This is a genomic window from Nocardioides sp. BP30 (genome assembly GCF_029873215.1).
In the GTDB taxonomy this organism is placed as follows: domain Bacteria; phylum Actinomycetota; class Actinomycetes; order Propionibacteriales; family Nocardioidaceae; genus Nocardioides.
Genome location: NZ_CP123620.1, coordinates 3,425,287 through 3,443,246 on the forward strand (window position 1 = coordinate 3,425,287; position 17,960 = coordinate 3,443,246).

At 70.1% G+C, this 17,960-nt stretch carries 14 protein-coding genes; 3 read left to right on the forward strand and 11 right to left on the reverse strand.

The genetic code is table 11. The features are described 5' to 3' along the window. The first annotated feature begins 6 nt into the window (after nt 1-6). From P5P86_RS16175 to P5P86_RS16185, 3 genes are all read left to right on the forward strand, one after another. Nucleotides 7-1,719 (forward strand): alpha/beta hydrolase, encoded by a 1,713-nt coding sequence (locus P5P86_RS16175; protein ID WP_280608479.1) that lies wholly within the window; start codon nt 7-9, stop codon nt 1,717-1,719. Nucleotides 1,720-2,064: 345 nt separating this feature from the next. Next, nucleotides 2,065-2,724, forward strand: coding sequence for a LysM peptidoglycan-binding domain-containing protein (locus P5P86_RS16180; RefSeq protein WP_280608480.1), 660 nt, complete (start codon nt 2,065-2,067; stop codon nt 2,722-2,724). Nucleotides 2,725-2,729: 5 nt separating this feature from the next. Continuing rightward, nucleotides 2,730-3,383 carry an Rv3235 family protein gene (locus tag P5P86_RS16185; RefSeq protein WP_280611274.1) on the forward strand — a complete coding sequence of 218 codons (654 nt, stop codon included), beginning with the start codon at nt 2,730-2,732 and terminating at the stop codon, nt 3,381-3,383. A 56-nt stretch (nt 3,384-3,439) separates the two neighbouring features. Here the strand turns inward: P5P86_RS16185 and secA are convergent, their stop codons facing one another. From secA to P5P86_RS16240, 11 genes are all read right to left on the reverse strand, one after another. After that, the gene (gene secA / locus P5P86_RS16190; RefSeq protein WP_280608481.1) at nt 3,440-6,277 is read right to left on the reverse strand and encodes a preprotein translocase subunit SecA; all 2,838 of its coding nucleotides are present in this window, start codon (nt 6,275-6,277) and stop codon (nt 3,440-3,442) included. A gap of 46 nt (nt 6,278-6,323) precedes the next feature. Next, the gene (locus P5P86_RS16195) at nt 6,324-7,520 is read right to left on the reverse strand and encodes a winged helix-turn-helix domain-containing protein (RefSeq protein WP_280608482.1); all 1,197 of its coding nucleotides are present in this window, start codon (nt 7,518-7,520) and stop codon (nt 6,324-6,326) included. A gap of 95 nt (nt 7,521-7,615) precedes the next feature. Beyond that, nucleotides 7,616-8,296, reverse strand: a complete 681-nt coding sequence (locus tag P5P86_RS16200; protein ID WP_280608483.1) for a response regulator — start codon at nt 8,294-8,296, stop codon at nt 7,616-7,618. A 134-nt stretch (nt 8,297-8,430) separates the two neighbouring features. Further along, nucleotides 8,431-9,051, reverse strand: a complete 621-nt coding sequence (gene hpf, locus P5P86_RS16205; RefSeq protein ID WP_280608484.1) for a ribosome hibernation-promoting factor, HPF/YfiA family — start codon at nt 9,049-9,051, stop codon at nt 8,431-8,433. 317 nt (nt 9,052-9,368) lie between these two features. Further along, nucleotides 9,369-10,118 (reverse strand): ComF family protein, encoded by a 750-nt coding sequence (locus tag P5P86_RS16210; protein ID WP_280608485.1) that lies wholly within the window; start codon nt 10,116-10,118, stop codon nt 9,369-9,371. Nucleotides 10,119-10,184: 66 nt separating this feature from the next. After that, on the reverse strand, nt 10,185-11,912 hold the full coding sequence (locus P5P86_RS16215; RefSeq protein WP_280608486.1) for an LpqB family beta-propeller domain-containing protein: 1,728 nt from the start codon (nt 11,910-11,912) through the stop codon (nt 10,185-10,187). Continuing rightward, complete coding sequence (gene mtrB, locus P5P86_RS16220) at nt 11,909-13,564, reverse strand: MtrAB system histidine kinase MtrB (protein ID WP_280608487.1); 1,656 nt, start codon at nt 13,562-13,564, stop codon at nt 11,909-11,911. The genes P5P86_RS16215 and mtrB overlap by 4 nt, the downstream gene beginning before the upstream one ends. Before the next feature lie 8 nt (nt 13,565-13,572). Continuing rightward, on the reverse strand, nt 13,573-14,271 hold the full coding sequence (gene mtrA, locus P5P86_RS16225; protein WP_280608488.1) for an MtrAB system response regulator MtrA: 699 nt from the start codon (nt 14,269-14,271) through the stop codon (nt 13,573-13,575). 62 nt (nt 14,272-14,333) lie between these two features. Next, entirely contained in the window at nt 14,334-15,776 is a 1,443-nt protein-coding gene (ahcY, locus tag P5P86_RS16230; protein WP_280608489.1) for an adenosylhomocysteinase, read from the reverse strand. 105 nt (nt 15,777-15,881) lie between these two features. Then, entirely contained in the window at nt 15,882-16,805 is a 924-nt protein-coding gene (locus tag P5P86_RS16235; RefSeq protein ID WP_280608490.1) for a DUF808 domain-containing protein, read from the reverse strand. 20 nt (nt 16,806-16,825) lie between these two features. Next, nucleotides 16,826-17,902, reverse strand: coding sequence for an acyltransferase family protein (locus P5P86_RS16240; RefSeq protein ID WP_280608491.1), 1,077 nt, complete (start codon nt 17,900-17,902; stop codon nt 16,826-16,828). Between the last annotated feature and the right edge of the window lie 58 nt (nt 17,903-17,960).

Sequence of the window (17,960 nt, forward strand, 5' to 3'; positions counted from 1 at the left end):
GGCAGTATGCGCAGGTCGTTCAGGTCCATCGCGGTCAAGGGCGCCCTGGCAGCCCTGGTCGGAGCGGGTCTCGCCACGGTGGGGGCGCCGATCGCGACCGCCCACGCTGCGGCCCCCCAGCCGACCGAGCAGCAGATCGACCAGGCGGCGACCCGCGTGTCGGCCGCCCAGCCCGCCCGGTTGCCGGCCTACAACCCGCCCTCGATCAAGTGGGGCCGGTGCGCCGACACCGGTCTGCGCAAGGCCCACGCGGTGTGCGGCATGCTGATCGTTCCCCTCGACTACAAGCGGCCGCACGGGACGAAGATCAAGCTGGCCGTCTCGAAGATCAAGCACAAGACCAGCGCCGCGAAGTACCAGGGCGTGATGCTGGTCAACCCGGGCGGACCGGGCGGCTCGGGCCTCCGGCTCTCACAGCTGGGTGCGGCCGTGCCGCACGGTGGCGGGAAGCCCTACGACTGGATCGGCTTCGACCCCCGCGGCGTCGGCCAAAGCAAGCCGGCGCTGCGTTGCGACGACGACTACCTCGCGGGCGGTAGGCCCTCCTACGACCCTGCTGCCGGCACGGAGGCCTTCTGGTCGGCGAAGACCGCTGCGTACGCCCACGCCTGCAAGAAGGAGTCGCCGGCCCGCGCTCGCCTGCTCCGACACGACCACACGACCGACTCGGTGGCGGACATGGAGAGCCTGCGCAAGGCCCTGCACGCCTCCAAGATCAACTACTACGGCTTCTCCTACGGCACGTACCTGGGCCAGGTGTACGCGACGCTGCACCCCAACCGCGTCCGCCGCTTCGTCCTCGACGGCGTCGTCGACCCACGCGACGTCTGGTACCAGTCCAATCTGGCTCAGGACACCGCGTTCGAGGCCAACGCCGACACATTCTTCGACTGGGTCGCCGCGAACGACCCGACGTACCACCTCGGCACCAGCGGCACCGGCGTGCGCCAGCTCTACTACACCGTTCTCGCCAACCTCTCCCAGCACCCGATCAACGGCTTCGGTGCGGCCGACTGGAACGACGTGTTCACCGGCGCCGGCTACTACGTCTACGACTGGGACGCGTACGCCCACATCCTGGTCTCCGCCCAGAAGGGCGACCTGGCGCCGGCGAAGGCCATGTACGGCGACCAGAGCGGTCCGGGCGCGGACAACGAGTACGCCGGGTACCTGGCCGTCCAGTGCACCGACGCCTCCTCGCCGTCGTGGAGCCAGCAGCTGCGTGACGCAGCTGCGCTCGCTCCGCGGGCGCCGTTCCTGACCTGGAACAACACCTGGTTCAACGCCCCGTGCCGCGACTGGCCGGTCAAGCCGACGCGGCCGGTGCACGTCACCGGCCGGCACGTGCCCCCGATCCTGCTGATCGAGGAGACTCACGACGCCGCCACGCCTTGGGCAGGAGCGATCGAGGTGCGCAAGCGCTTCCCCAAGGCCCGCCTGATCGAGGGAGTGGACGGTACGACGCACGCGGGCTCGCTCTCCGGCGTGCGGTGCACCGACGATCGGATCGCGGCGTACCTGCTCCACGGCAAGCTGTTCAAGCGCAAGCATGGAGCCGACCGCGCTGACCTGAGGTGCCCGCCGGTTCCGACACCCGTCCCGACGCCGGTCAGTGCGTCCGGCGCGTCGTCCTCGCGGTTGGCGCCAGGCTCGACGACTGTCGATCCCCTGGGCAGCCTCCGCAGCCTCATCGAGACGGCTGCCCTCGGCGGCCGGTGACGCCTCGGCGACCACCGGGCGCAGCGTCCCCATGCTGCTCGTCTGCGCCTGGGCGGCGGTCCGCGGTCATCCGGTGAGGGCGACGCCTCCCCCGCGAGCCGGTTGAACGTGCTCATGTTGTCCTGAGCTCAGCAGCAGGCGCGTCGAGCCGTGCCTGCACACCGACGCGTCGGCGCGTCGGCGCGTCGGCGCGTCGGCGCGTCGGCGCGTCGGCGCGTCGGCGCGTCGGCGCGTCGGCGCGTCGGCGCAGTATCTCGAGTTTCCACAGCATGCCAACGGTTGTTGACACCAGTGGCAAAGCGGCGTTGAGATAAGCAAACCAACGCAAACGCAAGGATTCTCGGGATGAACACTTCACCGCGTCGCGTCATCATCCGGGCAACGGCACTTGCCCTTCTCGCCACGACCGCCCTGCTCGCCGTCGTGGCAGAGCTCGGTCCCTCTGTCGACCTCGGTGCCAGGCAGCAGTTCGCCGTGCTGCTCGGCCAGTGGTGCACCCTTGTGCTGCTCGGCTGCGCCGGCTGGGCCTGGCTCATCACCATGCTGGTGCTCACCGAAGCAGCTCGCGGCGCCACCGCCGAACGACTCCGACCTCGGCGGCCCGGCGTTCCGTCGGCCTACCGTCGGCTCGTGCTGGCCGCCTGCGGCTTGGTGCTCTCGGCCGGCGCGGGCGCCCCGGCACTGGCGACTCCGGGCCCGGTGCACCTCGGACCAGCACCGGCAGCGGCAGGAGCACCGGCGGCACTGCCCGCGCCGCCGGCGCGCGCACCCGTCGCATCCATCTCGCGGGTCGACCGGCAGCATCACGCCGACAGCGATCCCATCGCCGTCCACGTCGGCGATTCGCTCTGGCGGTTGACCGCCGAGCGTCTCTCGCCCGATGCCGACGACGCCACCATCGACCACGCCTGGCGGCGGCTCTACGCCGCCAACGTCGACCTGATCGGCAGCGACCCGGACCGCATCGAGCCCGGCCAGCTGCTCGATCGGCCCCGAGGCTGGTGAGCACGATGACCGAGTGGGACGAGGCCAGGCAGGTTCCCCGTCGGGTCGGGATCGCGGAGGTGCAGGGCACGTTGGCGCTGGAGCTGCAGCCGCGCGAGGCGCCGCCGTACGGGCTGCCGCGCAGCACCCGGTGGTGCACAGCGACGGATGCGTGCGACGGCGACCACGCGGCCGACGGGCGGTGCCGACCCGAAGAGCGCAGGCATGCCGGCGCGACCGCCCGGAGCGACACCCACGACACCGAAGACGCCCACACCGACGACACCGACCACGCCGCGGGGGTCGTCCCGATCGATCGTGCCCGGCGCCGGACGCACCACGACCTCGACGGATGGGTGAGTCGGTTCGCACAGGCCGCGGTCGAGATCGTCGGCGGTGATCGCCCGGTGAGCCAGCTCCTACGCTGGACGAGCGCCGACGTCTATGCCGAGCTCGAGCGTCGCGCCGTCCTGGTCGCCCGGGCCGGCCACCACCAACCGGGACAGGGCCGCGTGCAGCCCGTCCGCCCGAAGGTGCTCAGCGCGCACTCCTTCTTCGTCACCCCGCAGGTGGTCGAGGCCAGCGTCCACGTCAGGTACGGCGCCCGCTCGCGGGCCCTGGCCGCGCGCTTCGAGACCCGGCAGGGCCGGTGGGTGTGCACCGCGCTGGAGTGGGCCTGAGGTCGGCGAACGCGACGAGGGCCCGGCCGACCGGCCGGGCCCTCGTCGCACACGGATCAGCGGTCGACCGCTCCGTGGCACTGCTTGAACTTCTTGCCTGAGCCGCACGGGCAGGGCTGGTTGCGCCCGACGCCGGCGTACGGGTCGACCTTCGGCCGGCCCTGGGTCACCACGGCCGCCTCGCCGTCCTCGGCCGGGGCGCTGTAGCTCAACTGCTGCGGAGTGTTCGGTCGCTCCAGGCCCTTGGCCCGGAACTGCGGCGCCACCATCGACTCGGCCTCGGCGGCGTGGTCGTGGCCGTCGTGGTCGTGGCCAGCCTCGTCGTCGTCATCGTCCTCGTCGTCCTCGACGCCGCTGTCAGGCAGGCCGGTGATGGTGAGGTGCTGGTGGTCGCCGTGCTCCTCGACCTCGACCTCGAGGTTGAACAGGAAGCCGACGGACTCCTCCTTGATGCCGTCCATCATGGTGGCGAACATCTCGAAGCCCTCCTTCTGGTACTCGACCAGAGGATCGCGCTGGCTGTAGGCGCGCAGGTAGATGCCCTCGCGCAGGTAGTCCATCTCGTAGAGGTGCTCACGCCACTTGCGGTCGAGCACCGACAGCAGCACCTGCCGCTCGAGCTCGCGCATGACCTCCTCGCCGACCTGCTCCTCGCGGCTGTCGTAGGCAGCCTGGGCATCCTCCTTGAGCGCGGCGATGATCTCCTCACGCTCCAGGTTGGCCTTCTCGCCGACCTCCTCGATCAGCTTCTCCGGACCGAACGAGACCGGCCACAGCTGGCGCAGGTCGGTCCACAGCTGGTCGAGGTCCCACTCCTCGGCGAAGTCCTGGGTCGCGCCGGTGACGATGCCGGTGACGGTGTCGTCGATGAACGTGCGGACCTGCTCCTCGATGTCGCGGCCGGCGAGCACCTCCCGACGCTCGGCGTAGATGACCTTGCGCTGCCGGTCCATCACGTCGTCGTACTTGAGGACGTTCTTGCGCGACTCGAAGTTCTGCGACTCCACCTGCGCCTGCGCCGAGGCGATCGCGTTGGTGACGCGCTTGTTCTCGATCGGCACGTCGTCCGGGATCTTCAGCATGACCAGGATGCGGTCCACCCAGTCGGACTTGAACAGCCGCATGAGCTCGTCCTGCAGCGAGAGGTAGAACCGGGACTCGCCCGGGTCGCCCTGACGGCCCGAACGGCCGCGCAGCTGGTTGTCGATCCGGCGCGACTCGTGCCGCTCGGTCCCGATCACGTACAGGCCGCCGAGGGCGGTGACCTCGTCGTGCTCGGTGGCGACGCGCTCCTTGAAGGACTCGACGGTCGGCTGCCAGGCCTCCTGATAGGCCTCCGCCGTCTCGCCGGTCGGCTCCAGCCCGCGCTTGCGCAGCTCCTGGTCGGCGAGGAACTCCACCGAGCCACCGAGCATGATGTCGGTGCCTCGACCGGCCATGTTGGTCGCGACAGTGACGGCGCCCTTGTGCCCGGCCAGAGCAACGATCTTCGCCTCGTCGGCGTGGAACTTCGCGTTGAGCACCGTGTGCGCCACGCCTCGCTGGCGCAGCTTGTGGCCCAGGTACTCCGACTTCTCCACCGAGACGGTGCCGACCAGCACGGGCTGGCCCTTCGCGTGCCGCTCGACGATGTCCTCCACCACCGCGTCGTACTTGGCCTCCTCGGTCCGGTAGACGAGGTCGGCCTGGTCGATGCGCGCAGCCGGCTTGTTGGTCGGGATCGGCACCACGCCGAGGCCGTAGATCTTGTCGAACTCGCTCGCCTCGGTCATGGCCGTACCGGTCATGCCGGAGAGCTTGTCGTACATGCGGAAGTAGTTCTGCAGGGTGATGGTCGCGAGGGTCTGGTACTCCTCCTTGACCTCCACACCCTCCTTGGCCTCGATCGCCTGGTGGAGGCCGTCGTTGTAGCGACGGCCGGAGAGGATGCGGCCGGTGTGCTCGTCGACGATGAGCACCTCGCCGTCCTGGACGACGTACTCCTTGTCGCGCCGGAACAGCTCCTTGGCCTTGATGGAGTTGTTCATGAACGAGATCAGCGGAGTGTTCACGCTGTCGTAGAGGTTCTCGATGCCGAGCGAGTCCTCGACGACGGTGATGCCGTCCTCCAGCACCGAGATGGTGCGCTTCTTCTCGTCGACCTCGTAGTGGACGTCGATCTGCATGTTCGCGGCGATCCGGGCGAACTCGTCGTACCACTTGACGTCGTCCTCGGTGGGACCGCTGATGATCAGCGGCGTGCGGGCCTCGTCGATGAGGATCGAGTCGACCTCGTCGACCACGGCGAAGAAGTGGCCGCGCTGCACCAGGTCCTCGATCGAGCCCGCCATGTTGTCGCGCAGGTAGTCGAAGCCGAGCTCGTTGTTGGTCGCGTAGGTGATGTCGCAGTTGTACGCCGCGCGCCGGGCCGGCGGGTCCAGGTCGGGTGTGATGACGCCGACCGTCAGACCCAGCCAGTGGTAGACACGGCCCATCTGCTCGGACTGGTAGGTGGCCAGGTAGTCGTTGACGGTGACGACGTGCACGCCCTCACCGGCGATGGCGTTGAGGTACGCCGGGAGCGTGGCGACGAGGGTCTTGCCCTCACCGGTCTTCATCTCGGCGATGTTGCCGAGGTGGAGCGCGGCGCCACCCATGATCTGGACGTCGAAGTGGCGCATCCCCAGGACGCGGCGGGAGGCCTCGCGAACGGTGGCGAACGCCTCCGGCATGAGGTCGTCGAGAGCCTCGCCGGCCGCATACCGCTCCCGGAACTCCGCCGTCATGGCCTGGAGCTCCTCGTCGGTCATCTTCTCGAACTCGGGCTCGAGAGCGTTGACCTGCTTGGCGACCACTTCGAGCTGGCGCAGGATCTTTCCTTCGCCGATGCGGAGGATCTTGTCGAGAATGGCCACGAGGGCTGGCTCCTTGTGTCAAGACGTTGCTATGAGCGCGCTCACTCTACCCGTGCGGCAATGCGGCGAGGGCCGCAGCCAGATCTCCGCGCATCTCGACGGCGATGTCCTCCAGCCCGAGCCACCCGGCCAGCCGGTCCAGCTCGGCCCCCAGGTGCTCCACTGTCTCGGGCGGCGCGAGGGCCTCGGCGTACGCGCCCTTGACGATCAGCCGTCGTGACGGCCGGTCGGCCTTGAGGTCGACCCGCCCCACGATCCGGTCGCCGAGCAGGAACGGCAGCACGTAGTAGCCGTGCACCCGCTTGGCTGCCGGCGTGTAGATCTCGATGCGGTACAGGAACTCGAAGAGCGCCTCGGTCCGCGCGCGTTCCCACACCACCGGATCGAACGGGCTGAGCAGCGCACGGGCCGCGACCCGGCGTGGCAGCCGCGCATCCCGGTGCAGGTACGCCGGACGCCGCCAGCCCTCGACCGCCACCGGCAGGAGCTCACCGTCCTCCACCAGGCTCCGCACCGCCTCGGCGGCGTCGGCCACCCCCATCCGGTAGTAGTCGCGCAGATCGGCGGCGGTCGCCACCCCGTGGGATCGGGCCGCGCGGCGGATCAGCTCGCGGTGGGCCTCAGCGGGAGTCGGCGTGGGAAGGGCGAGGATCTCGGCGGGGATCACGCGGTCGGGCAGGTCGTAGAGCACCTCGAACTGGCTGGTGCGGCCGGCGATCGCGAGGTCACCGGTGGTGTAGAGCCAGTCCAGCACGCGGCGCGCGTTGGACCAGTTCCATCCCCAGTGCTCCTTGGCCCGGGGCAGCCCCGCGTCGAGCTCACGTGCCGTGGAGGCGCCGCGCTCACGGATCTCCGCGACCAGGCTCTCGGCCAGACCGGGCTCGGCCTCGACGATCGACCACTTGCCGCGCCGGTCGCGGTAGTGCTGCATGCGGTGCTGCATGACCGGCCACAGCTCGACGGGCATCAACGCCTGCACGTGCGCCCAGTACTCCACCAGCCGCCGCCGGCTGCGACCGGTCGAGGCGCGCCGCAGCAGGTCGACGTCGTAGACGCCCATCCGGGAGTAGAGCGGCATGAAGTGGGCCCGCTGCAGCACGTTGACGCTGTCCACCTGCAGGACACCGGTGCGATCGACGGTGCGCTGCAGGGTGCGCATCGTGGGCGGCTCGTGCGGCGGGTCGAGGAACCCCTGCGCTGCGAGGGCGATCCGACGCGCTTGGGCCAGTGAGAGCGACTCCACGGAGGTCACCTTAAACAAGTCCAGAGGTCAGTCTCCGCGGGTTGAGTGTCCAGCGACCTGGACACTCAACCCGCGGAAACTGACCTGTCGACTGCTCAGGGGAGGTCGAGGAGCTTCTCCCGGACGGCGTACATGACCGCCTCCATCCGCGAATGCAGCTGCAGCTTCTCCAAGATGTTGCGGACGTGGTTCTTGACGGTGTTCTCGGAGATGAACAGCTGCTTGGCGACCTCGCGGTTGTTCAGCCCACGGGCGACCAGCCGCAGCACCTCGAGCTCGCGCTCGGTCAGGCGCAGGCCGCCGGGGCTCTCCCGCTCGGGGCGCGACATCTGCTTGAACTCGTCGATCAGCTTGACCGCCATCGACGGGCTGATCAGCGACTGCCCATCGGCCACCACTCGGACCGCCTGGGACACCTCCTCGATCGAGGAGTCCTTGAGCAGGTAGCCGGAGGCACCCGACTTGACGGCCTCGTAGAGGTCGGCCTCCTCGTCGGAGACGGTGAGCATGATGATCTTCGCCGAGGGCACGACCTGTTTGATCGTGGAGCACGCCTCGAGGCCGGAGCGCTTGGGCATCCGGATGTCGAGCAGCACGACGTCGGGCGCGACCGACTCGGCCAGCGCTGTCCCCTCGTCGCCGTCGCCGGCCTCGCCGACGACCTCGATCCCCGGCTCGGCGCCGAGCAGCATGGTCAGACCGCGGCGGAACAGCTCCTGATCGTCGACGACGAGGACCCTGACCGGTTCGGCGGGCTGGGCGGTGGTGGTGGGCACACACCGAATCATGGCACGACTCAGCCATTCCCATGCCCCAAGAGGGCCGGTTGGCATGCCACGGCGGGGTGGCCCGGATGGACCACCCCGCCGCGCTCGGAACCACCTGTTCGGACTAGCTCGGCTTCCCAGCGCTACTCGTGGGCGTCGAGTTCGAGGGTGATCACGCCGTAGTCGTAGCCACGGCGGCGGTAGACGACCGAGGGTCGCTCGGTCTCCTTGTCCACGAACAGGAAGAAGTCGTGGCCGACCAACTCCATCTCATACAGGGCCTGGTCGAGCGTCATCGGCGAGGCTGAATGCGACTTCTCCCGCACCACCAGCGGGCCGTCACCGACGACCGAGATCGGGCCGACCTTGCGCTCCAGCGCTTCATCGCCGGTCTCCTCGGTGTCCTCGGGCGGAACCTCGGCGAGGGCCTGTCCGACCGAGACCGGCGCGTGGCGGCCCCGATGGACGCGGCGGCGGTCGGCCGCCTTGCGCATCTGGGCGGCCATCTTGTCCAGCGCCAGGTCGAGGGCCCCCATCTTGTCCTCGGCGCATGCTTCGGCCCGGATGACCGGGCCCTTGGAGAAAGCGGTCAGCTCGACGTGCACTGCGCCCTTGTGCTGGCGTGGATTGGGTTCGCAGTCGACCTCGACGTGCACCCTGATGATGCGGTGGTCGTGCTTCTCCAGACGGGTGAGCTTCTCGGAGACGTGCGCTCGGTACCGATCGGTGATCTCGCAGTTGCGAGCCGTGACGACAACTTCCATGTGAACCTCCTGTGGCCCGACGTCATGTCGGATGGGGTGAGGAGAGGAGTCCGTCCGGCCGACCTGGTCTTCGACCCCACAATCGCCTGCTGAGGTTTCCGCAGCTTCTCCGCCACTACCGACCTTCTCCCGTACGCCGTCGCATCTGACGACGGGCACGAGGCAGGACTTACGTCTAAGCCGCACCGTGATCCCCCGTTGCCGGGGTTACGTGGACCGCTTTGCCTGCGACTGGCATCGGCTAGTCGCTCGCACACCCGGAGACCGGGCGCCTGAACGACGCAACCACGGACCCGGACGGACTCCATACACAGACGTTAGTTCCCCCGGGGTCGCGACGAAAGTTCTCCGGGGGGATGGATGGGAAAAGTCCGGCGCGTCGTCGCCGCCACTGTCGCGATGCCGACGATCGGCAGGCCGACCTCGGCCAGGGCCCGTTGCGCCTCACGGGCCGTCGCGCCGGTGGTCAGCACGTCGTCGCACAGCACGACCAGGGCCCGAGGATGGGCGCGCGCCAGCCTGCGCAGTCCCCGGGTCGGGCAGGTCAGCGCGCCCGCGAGGTTCGCCGCCCGGTCGGCGGCGTCGAGGCCGGCCTGGTCCTGCAGGCCGGCCCGGGTGCTCAACACCGGAGCCACCGCGACCGTGCGGGCCCGCGCGGCCCGCAGCGTGCGAGCCGCCCGCAGCGTCATGGCCCGGGTGCTGTCGAGACCGCGGGCCCGCACGCTGCTGCGACGCGAGGGCACCGGCACCAACACCACCGAGGCCTGCGGATAAGCCGTGCCCTCGACCAGCCGGCCCACCGACAACGCCAGCAGGTCCCCCAGGGGGCGGCTCAGCCCGAGCAGCCGTCGCTCCTTGAGCCCGATCACCATCGCCCTGATCACCCCCTCGTACGGCGCCGCTGCCACCACCCGCGCCAGGCCCGCCGGGCACGGGACCGGCCGGGTGTCGTACGCCGTCACAGGCAGCGCCGCCGCGCAACGCGCGCACAGCATCCGTCCGGCCACGCCGCACCCCAGGCACGATGCGCCGAGCATCAGGTCGGCATAGGCGTCGTGCGGGGTCATGCCACGATCACACCAGGGCCCCGACCCGCGGGCAACGCCCGCCGCCAGGGCTGTGGAGAACCGGCGTCAGCCGGCGTAGCCGAGAGCCGTCACCGGCCCCGCGAGGGCGGTGGTGCCGGTGTCGCCGGACAGGTCGACCAGGCTGGAGGCGGAGACGCCGTACAGGTTCTCTCCCGCGACCGGGGAGGCGGCCAGATTGCGCAGCCGGTCGCCGACGGTCAGCGTGACAGCCGGGAAGCCGGAGACGGCGCCGTCGACGGAGAGCGTCCGGATCAGGGCGGTTCCGGAGAGCTGCTGCAGCGTCACGACGGTGGTCGGCGAGTGCCATCCGATGTCGCGGATGCGCGCGCCGTCGCCGAGGTCGGAGATGACCTGCGTACCGGAGGCGCCGAGGACCTTGCCCTGGTCACTGCTGCGGATCCGGCTGACGACCACCTCGTCCCCGTCGCCGTGCCGCACCAGCGCGATCAACCGGGAACCGTCACGAGAGACCAGGAACCGGCGCACGTTCTGTCCTGTCACGCCCGGCACGACGATGCGCCGCATCCGGTCGCCGTCGCTGACGTGCACGACCGCTCCCTGGGCGGTCCGGTCCACGTCCCACAGCCGACCCGCGAAATCCCAGGCCGGCCGCAGCAGGTCGGTGCCGGTCAGCCTGACCTTCGCGGCGGCGCCACCCTCCAGCAGGCTGCTGCGCAGCGCGCGCCCGTCGCTGGTCACCCCGGCGGCCTGCGCCGTGTCCAGCGAGACCGCCACCGTCCGCAACGCGGGCTTGCCGGTGCCGAGCGCCCCCGGCAACGGGGCGACCTTGTCGGACGCGGCCTCGACGGCGGCGCCCCCGACGATGCCGTAGAGCCGGGCGCTGCTGTCGTAGCCGGCCGGGTCGTACTGCGCACCGGTGTCGACGGGGATCACGCCACCGCCGGTCTGATCCACCGGCCGGTCGCCGATGGAGAGCCTGATCGCCTCGATGGAGTCGTCCTGCCGCAGGGTCCAGGCCAGCTGCGCACTCATCAGGTGCACCGCATGGTCGCTCAGCTGGCCCGGATCCCCCTTGAGATCGACGCTGGCGACCCCGTTGCCGTCGACGGGGACGGACAGCCCGGCGCTGACGCCGGTGGGAAGGAAGGTCCGCGCCACCCCGGCGAGCGCGTCGCTCGGGCCCGCGACGAGCGCGCGCACCAGCGTGGTGGCGAGCTGCTGACCGCGAGGAACGAAGACCGGCTCGGGCACCAGGATCCGCCCGCTGGGGTCGAAGAAGTAGAGCGAGACCTGGGTGAAACGGGCGTCGAACCACGACTGCGGCACGATCAGCGCGTTGGGCGCCGAGGAGATCCGCCACTCCCCCTTCTCCTGGACCATCGCGAAGTGCAGCTGCGAGTCGGCCATGCCGGCCGTCCCCTGCCAGCCGCCCTGGGCATCGAGGTGGTTGGCGTCGCTCAGGTCCACCGTGACCACCTGGGAGCCGTGCGGCGGCGTCAGGTCGCTGTAGGTGACCGTCTCGCGCTGAGGATCCCAGGCGTCGGCGAACGCCGAGGACAGGAACTGGCGGGCGGTCGTCGTCTGCACCGGCGTCGCCTGCATGGCGTCGAGGAAGCCCTGCACGATCTCGGTCGGCGAGGCACCCTTCTGCGGACCTCGCGGCGTGATGGCGAACCCGCTGTCGGGCGCGGGCGTGGTCAGGTGCGCGATCTTGACGACCGGCCCCGACGTGGGCATCGAGGCACAGCCGGTCAGGAGCAGGACCACCGCGCTGACCAGCACGATCAACGTCGAACGGCGTCGCCGGCTCATCGCTCGCCCTCCGGGCCGACCACGGCGGGCGGGGCCGGGCGCGGTAGCTCGTGCGGGGCGTCGGGCGGCACGAGCGGGAGTGGGCTTCTGCGCAGGGGTGCCCCCACGCGGCGCGGCAGGGTCAGCCGGAACTGGGCACCCTCGCCGAGCCGTCCCCAGGCCTGCAGCCAACCACCGTGCAGGTGGGTGTCCTCCAACGAGATCGACAGCCCCAGGCCGGTCCCGCCGGTCGAGCGGGCCCGCGCCGGGTCGGCGCGCCAGAACCTGTTGAACACCATCGCCGCCTCCCCCGGCGCCAACCCGACGCCGTGGTCGCGCACCGCGATCGCGGCGCTGTGCTCGTCACCGCCGACATAGACGTCCACCCGGTCGGACTCCCCCGCGTGGTCGATGGCGTTGGCGACCAGGTTGCGCACGATCCGCTCGACGCGGCGTACGTCGGCCTCGGCCACGCACGGGTGGTCCGGCGCGTGCACGATGAGCCGTACGTCGCGCTGGTCGGCCAGCCGCTGGGAGGCGTCGACCACCCGGCGGGCCACGTCGACCAGGTTGACGTTGGCGGTCTCCAGCACGGCCGCACCGGCGTCGAAGCGACTGATCTCCAGCAGATCGACCAGCAGCCCCTCGAACCGGTCGAGCTCGCTCTGCAGGAGCTCCGCCGCCCGGGAGGTCGCCGGGTCGAAGCTGTCGCGCGCGTCGTGCAGGACGTCGCTGGCCATCCGGACCGTCGTCAGCGGGGTGCGCAGCTCGTGGGACACGTCGGCGGTGAAGCGGCGCTGCACGCGGGAGAGGTCCTCGAGCTGGCGGATCTGGTTCTGCAGGGCACTGGCCATCTGGTTGAACGACAACGCCAGCCGCGCCAGGTCGTCCTCACCGGTCACGCGCAGACGCTCCTGGAGGTGCCCCGCCGCCAGGCGCTCGGCGACCTGCCGGGCCAGCCGGATCGGGGTGACCACCTGGCGCGCGACCAGCCAGGCGACGGCGCCCACGAGCAGGACCAGCAGCACCGCCGCGGTCGACATCGCCCGGACGACCAGGTGCAGGGTGTCCTGCTCGTCCTCGAGCGAGAACAGGAAGTAGAGCGTGTAGGTCTGCCCGTCGGCCGGGAGCACGACCTGGGAGCCCACCACGATCCCCGGAACGGCGCTGGCCGAGCGCCCCCCGGTCTGGTTGCGGATCCGGGTGTAGGTCCACGCGGTGCTCGCGCCGGGGTCGGCGAAGTGCTGCTCGAGCGACGTCGGGACGCTGGTGATGTCGAGGGTGGGCGAGAACTCCGCGCCCCCGTCGGCGATGCGTCCGGCGCTCGCGCTGGTGACCGGCCCGGCCAGCACCACCTCGAAGCCGCGGGTGAGCCCACGCTGGATGATCGGCTCGACGAGGTCCCGACGCTGGCCCGAGGCGTCCACGTCGATGCCGGAGGCGGCACCGAGCCGGGTGCGGGCGTCCTGGACCTCGTTGGCCGCCTCGGCGGTGACCAGCGAGACGCGATGGTCCAGCAGCCCCGAGCGGGTCTGCTGCATGAGGAACCAGCCGACGACGCCGACGGCGACCACCGAGAGCAGCACGGTGGTGACCACCACGCGCGCCTGGATCGAGCGACGCCAGAAGGTCCAACCGTGGCGCAGGGCGCCTCTCCCGCGGGGGCGGAGCATGTCGAGCCCTAGGGTCTGCCGGCCTTGTAGCCGACGCCGCGCACCGTCACCACGATCTCCGGGTTCTCCGGGTCGTGCTCGACCTTGGAGCGCAACCGCTGCACGTGGACGTTGACCAGCCGGGTGTCGGCGGCGTGGCGGTAGCCCCACACCTGCTCGAGCAGGACCTCGCGGGAGAACACCTGGTTCGGCTTGCGGGCCAGGCAGACGAGAAGGTCGAACTCCAGCGGGGTGAGGCTGATCGGGATGCCGGCCCGGGCGACCTGGTGGCCGGCCACGTCGATGGTGAGGTCGCCGATCGTGAGCGGCTCGGACTCCACGGCGTCGAAGCGACGCACCCGCGCCCGGATGCGGGCGATGAGCTCCTTGGGCTTGAACGGCTTCACGACGTAGTCGTCGGCGCCGGACTCCAGGCCGCGGACGACGTCGGTGGTGTCGCCCTTGGCCGTCAGCATCACGATCGGGACGCCTGACTCGCGACGGATTTGCTTGCAGACCTCGATGCCGTCCGTGCCCGGCAGCATCAGGTCGAGGAGCACCACGTCGGGGCGGTAGCGATGGAAGGACTCCAGCGCGTGGTCACCGCGATGCACCGTGGCGGTCTCGAACCCCTCCTGCCGCAACACGATGGAGAGCATCTCGGCGAGCGAGGCGTCGTCGTCCACGACGAGGACGCGGCTCTTGCCGTGGCTGTTCTCTGCGGTCACAGCGCGAGTGTACGTACGCCGAGCTTGCCGAGGTGTCTCGGCAAGCTCGGCGTACGACGACATCAGTAGCGGTAGTGCTCGGACTTGAACGGACCGGAGACCGGCACGCCGATGTAGTCCGCCTGCGCCTGGCTGAGCTCGGTCAGCTCGACGCCCAGGGCCTCGAGGTGGAGCCGGGCGACCTCCTCGTCGAGGTGCTTGGGCAGCACGTAGACGCCCACCTCGTACTCGTCGGTCTTGCTGAACAGCTCGATCTGGGCGAGCACCTGGTTGGTGAAGGAGTTCGACATCACGAAGCTCGGGTGGCCGGTGGCGTTGCCCAGGTTGAGCAGGCGACCCTCGGACAGCACGATGACCTTCTTGCCGTCGGCGAAGATCCACTGGTGGACCTGCGGCTTGATCTCGTCCTTGACGATGCCCGGGATCTTGGCCAGGCCGGCCATGTCGATCTCATTGTCGAAGTGACCGATGTTGCCCACGATGGCCTGGTGCTTCATCCGCTCGAAGTGCTCGGTGCGGATGATGTCGAAGTTGCCGGTGGTGGTGACGAAGATGTCGGCCGTGTCGACGACCGACTCCAGGCGCTTGACCTCGTAGCCGTCCATCGCCGCCTGCAGGGCGCAGATCGGGTCGATCTCGGTCACGATGACGCGGGCGCCCTGGCCACGCAGGGACTCGGCGCAACCCTTGCCCACGTCGCCGTAGCCGCAGACGACGGCGACCTTGCCGCCGATCATGACGTCGGTGGCGCGGTTGATGCCGTCGATGAGCGAGTGCCGGCAGCCGTACTTGTTGTCGAACTTCGACTTGGTGACCGAGTCGTTGACGTTGATCGCCGGGAAGAGCAGCGAGCCCTCCTTGAACCGCTCGTAGAGGCGGTGCACACCGGTGGTGGTCTCCTCGGAGACGCCCTTGATGTCGTTGGCGATGGCGGTCCAACGGGTCGTGCTGGTCTCGAGCGAGCGCGCGAGGACCCGGAGGACCTCCTTGTACTCCTCGTTCTCGGTGGTGTCCTGACCGGGCACGGAGCCGGCCTTCTCGAACTCGACCCCGAGGTGGACGAGCATCGTGATGTCGCCACCGTCGTCGAGCAGCATGTTCGGGCCGACCGGGTTGCCGGCCTCGTCGGTGAAGTCGAAGACCTTCTCCGCGAGGTCCCAGTACTCGGCCAGGGTCTCGCCCTTCCAGGCGAAGACCGGGGTGCCCTGAGGCGCCTCCGGCGTGCCGTTGCGGCCGACCACGACCGCCGCGGCGGCGTGGTCCTGGGTGGAGAAGATGTTGCAGGAGGCCCAGCGCACGTCGGCGCCGAGCGCGGTCAGCGTCTCGATGAGCACGCCGGTCTGGATCGTCATGTGCAGCGAGCCGGCGATCCGCGCACCGGCGAGCGGCTTGCTCGCGCCGTACCGCTCGCGCAGTGCCATGAGGCCGGGCATCTCGTGCTCGGCGAGGGTGAGCTCCTTGCGGCCGAACTCGGCCAAGGACAGGTCGGCGACCTGGAAGTCCATGATGTCTCCTAGGACTTGGATGCGGCGTCTGCGTCGCGCATCTGCGCACTCACGGGATCTCCCACGCGGACGAGAGCCAGCCTAGATCCCCGAGTGAGCCATTTCTCAATCCCGGGACGAATCCTCGCCGCGGCCGCGCCGTGGAACCAGCGGCAGGACCGCCAGCACCAGGCCGCCGACCACCACGCCGATCGCGGCGGCGAGGACCGTCTCCACCAGCCAGCCCTGCACCCCGCCGTGCACCGCGTGCACCAGGTGGTGGATGGCGTCGTGGGGAGCGTGCCAGCCCATGTCGTGCAGGCTGTTGACCATGATGTGGCCGCCGACCCAGAGCATGGCGGCGATGCCCACCACCGAGATCGTCTCCAGCAGCTTCGGCATCGCGGCGACCAGCCCGTGACCGAACCGCTGGGCGAACCTCGACCGGCGCTGGGTCAGCGCCAGACCCGCGTCGTCCATCTTGACGATCAGCCCGACCACGCCGTACACGCCGATGGTGAGGGCGATGGCGACGACGATCAGGATCACCAGCCGCGACCAGAAGGACTCGTCGGCGACCTGGTCCAGCGCGATCAGCATGATCTCGGTGGAGAGGATCAGGTCGGTGCGCACGGCGCCCGCCACCAGGTCCTTCTCCGAGGCCGGCTCCTGGCCGGGGCCGTGCTCCTCGTGGCCCCGCACCCGCTCCCAGACCTTCTCCGCACCCTCGTAGGCGAGGTAGCAGCCGCCGACCAGCAGGATCGGCGCCAGCGCCCACTCGGCGAACTGGCTCAGGATCAACGCCAGCGGCAAGATGATGAGCAGCTTGTTGCGGATCGATCCCCAGGCGATCTTCTTCACGATCGGGATCTCGCGCTCGGCGGTCACGCCCTGCACGTACTGCGGCGTCACCGCCGTGTCGTCGACCACCACGCCGGCGGCCTTCACCGTGGCCCGGCCCGCTGCGGCACCGACGTCGTCCACGCTGGCGGCGGCGAGCTTGGCCAGGGCGGCCACGTCGTCGAGGAGACCGAAGAGTCCAGCGCTCATGGCCCGACTCTCTCACGCCGTCAGGCTCTGGTCAGAACGCGGCCGCCCTCGTGCTCCCGCTCGAGCCCGTTGAGGTGGGCGTCGACGCGCCCGTGCAGGTCGACCGCCGCATCGAAGCGCCCCTCGGCGTAGGTCAGCGGATCGATCGTCCGCTCCAGCCGCTTGGCCACCCACGGTGAGGCGAGCAGCAGCGCGACGGACGCGGCTCCCACGATGGTCAACGGCAGCGCGAGCCCGGCGTGGTCGGCCGCCCAGGCCGGGTAGCCGGTGTAGCTCACGCCCTTCACCACGAACCCGTGGCACAGGTAGACGACGAGACTCGCCGCACCCATCCGGGTGAACCAGCCACCGCGCGACGGCACGAGGGCCAGGACGGCGAGGGCTGTCGCCGTCCCGACCGCGAGCAGGACTCCGCGGGTCAGCACCGGGGCGAGCGTGCTGTGGACGTGGGGGTATCCCCACGAGTAGTACAGCCACCGGGTCTGGGCCCAGTCCGGAATCGTGCCCGCGAGGACCCATCCGCCGGCGAGCACGCCCACCGCCGCCACCCTGACCGGCAGTGCGCGCAGCCGCTGGGTCGTCGCCGGCGTGAGGAGCATGCCGAGCACGAAGAACGGCAGGAAGCCCAGGATCCTGCGGGCGTCCAGGTAGTCCCAGTCGACGTAGCCGCCGACCATGCTGATCCCGACCGCCAGCGGGAGGGCGAACAGGCCCAGCCGGCGCAGGAGCGGGGTCGCAAGGCGCCAGAAGAACGTCGCGACCAGGTACCACATCGGCCAGTGCGGGGCGATCCACAGGTCGTGGAAGTGTCGCTCTCCGCCGACGAGCTCGCGGAACGCCACCAGCGCCGCCTCGACGATCACGTAGGGGATCAGCAGGCCTCGGACCAGCGCCCACAGCCGACGCGGGCTGTAGGTGAAGCTGCGGGAGAGGTAGCCGGTGATCAGCACGAAGGCCGGCATGTGCCACAGGTACAGGAAGTCGTAGAGGTGGTCGTGGAATCCGCCCCACGGCAGCATCGTCAGGGAGTGCCCGACCACCACGAGGGTGACGAGCAGCATCTTGGCGTTGTCCAGCCAGGGATCACGTCGAGCCACCCGGCCCTGTTTACCCGGCGACTCTGAGAACCATGCGGGGACGGACCTGAGCGCCGAC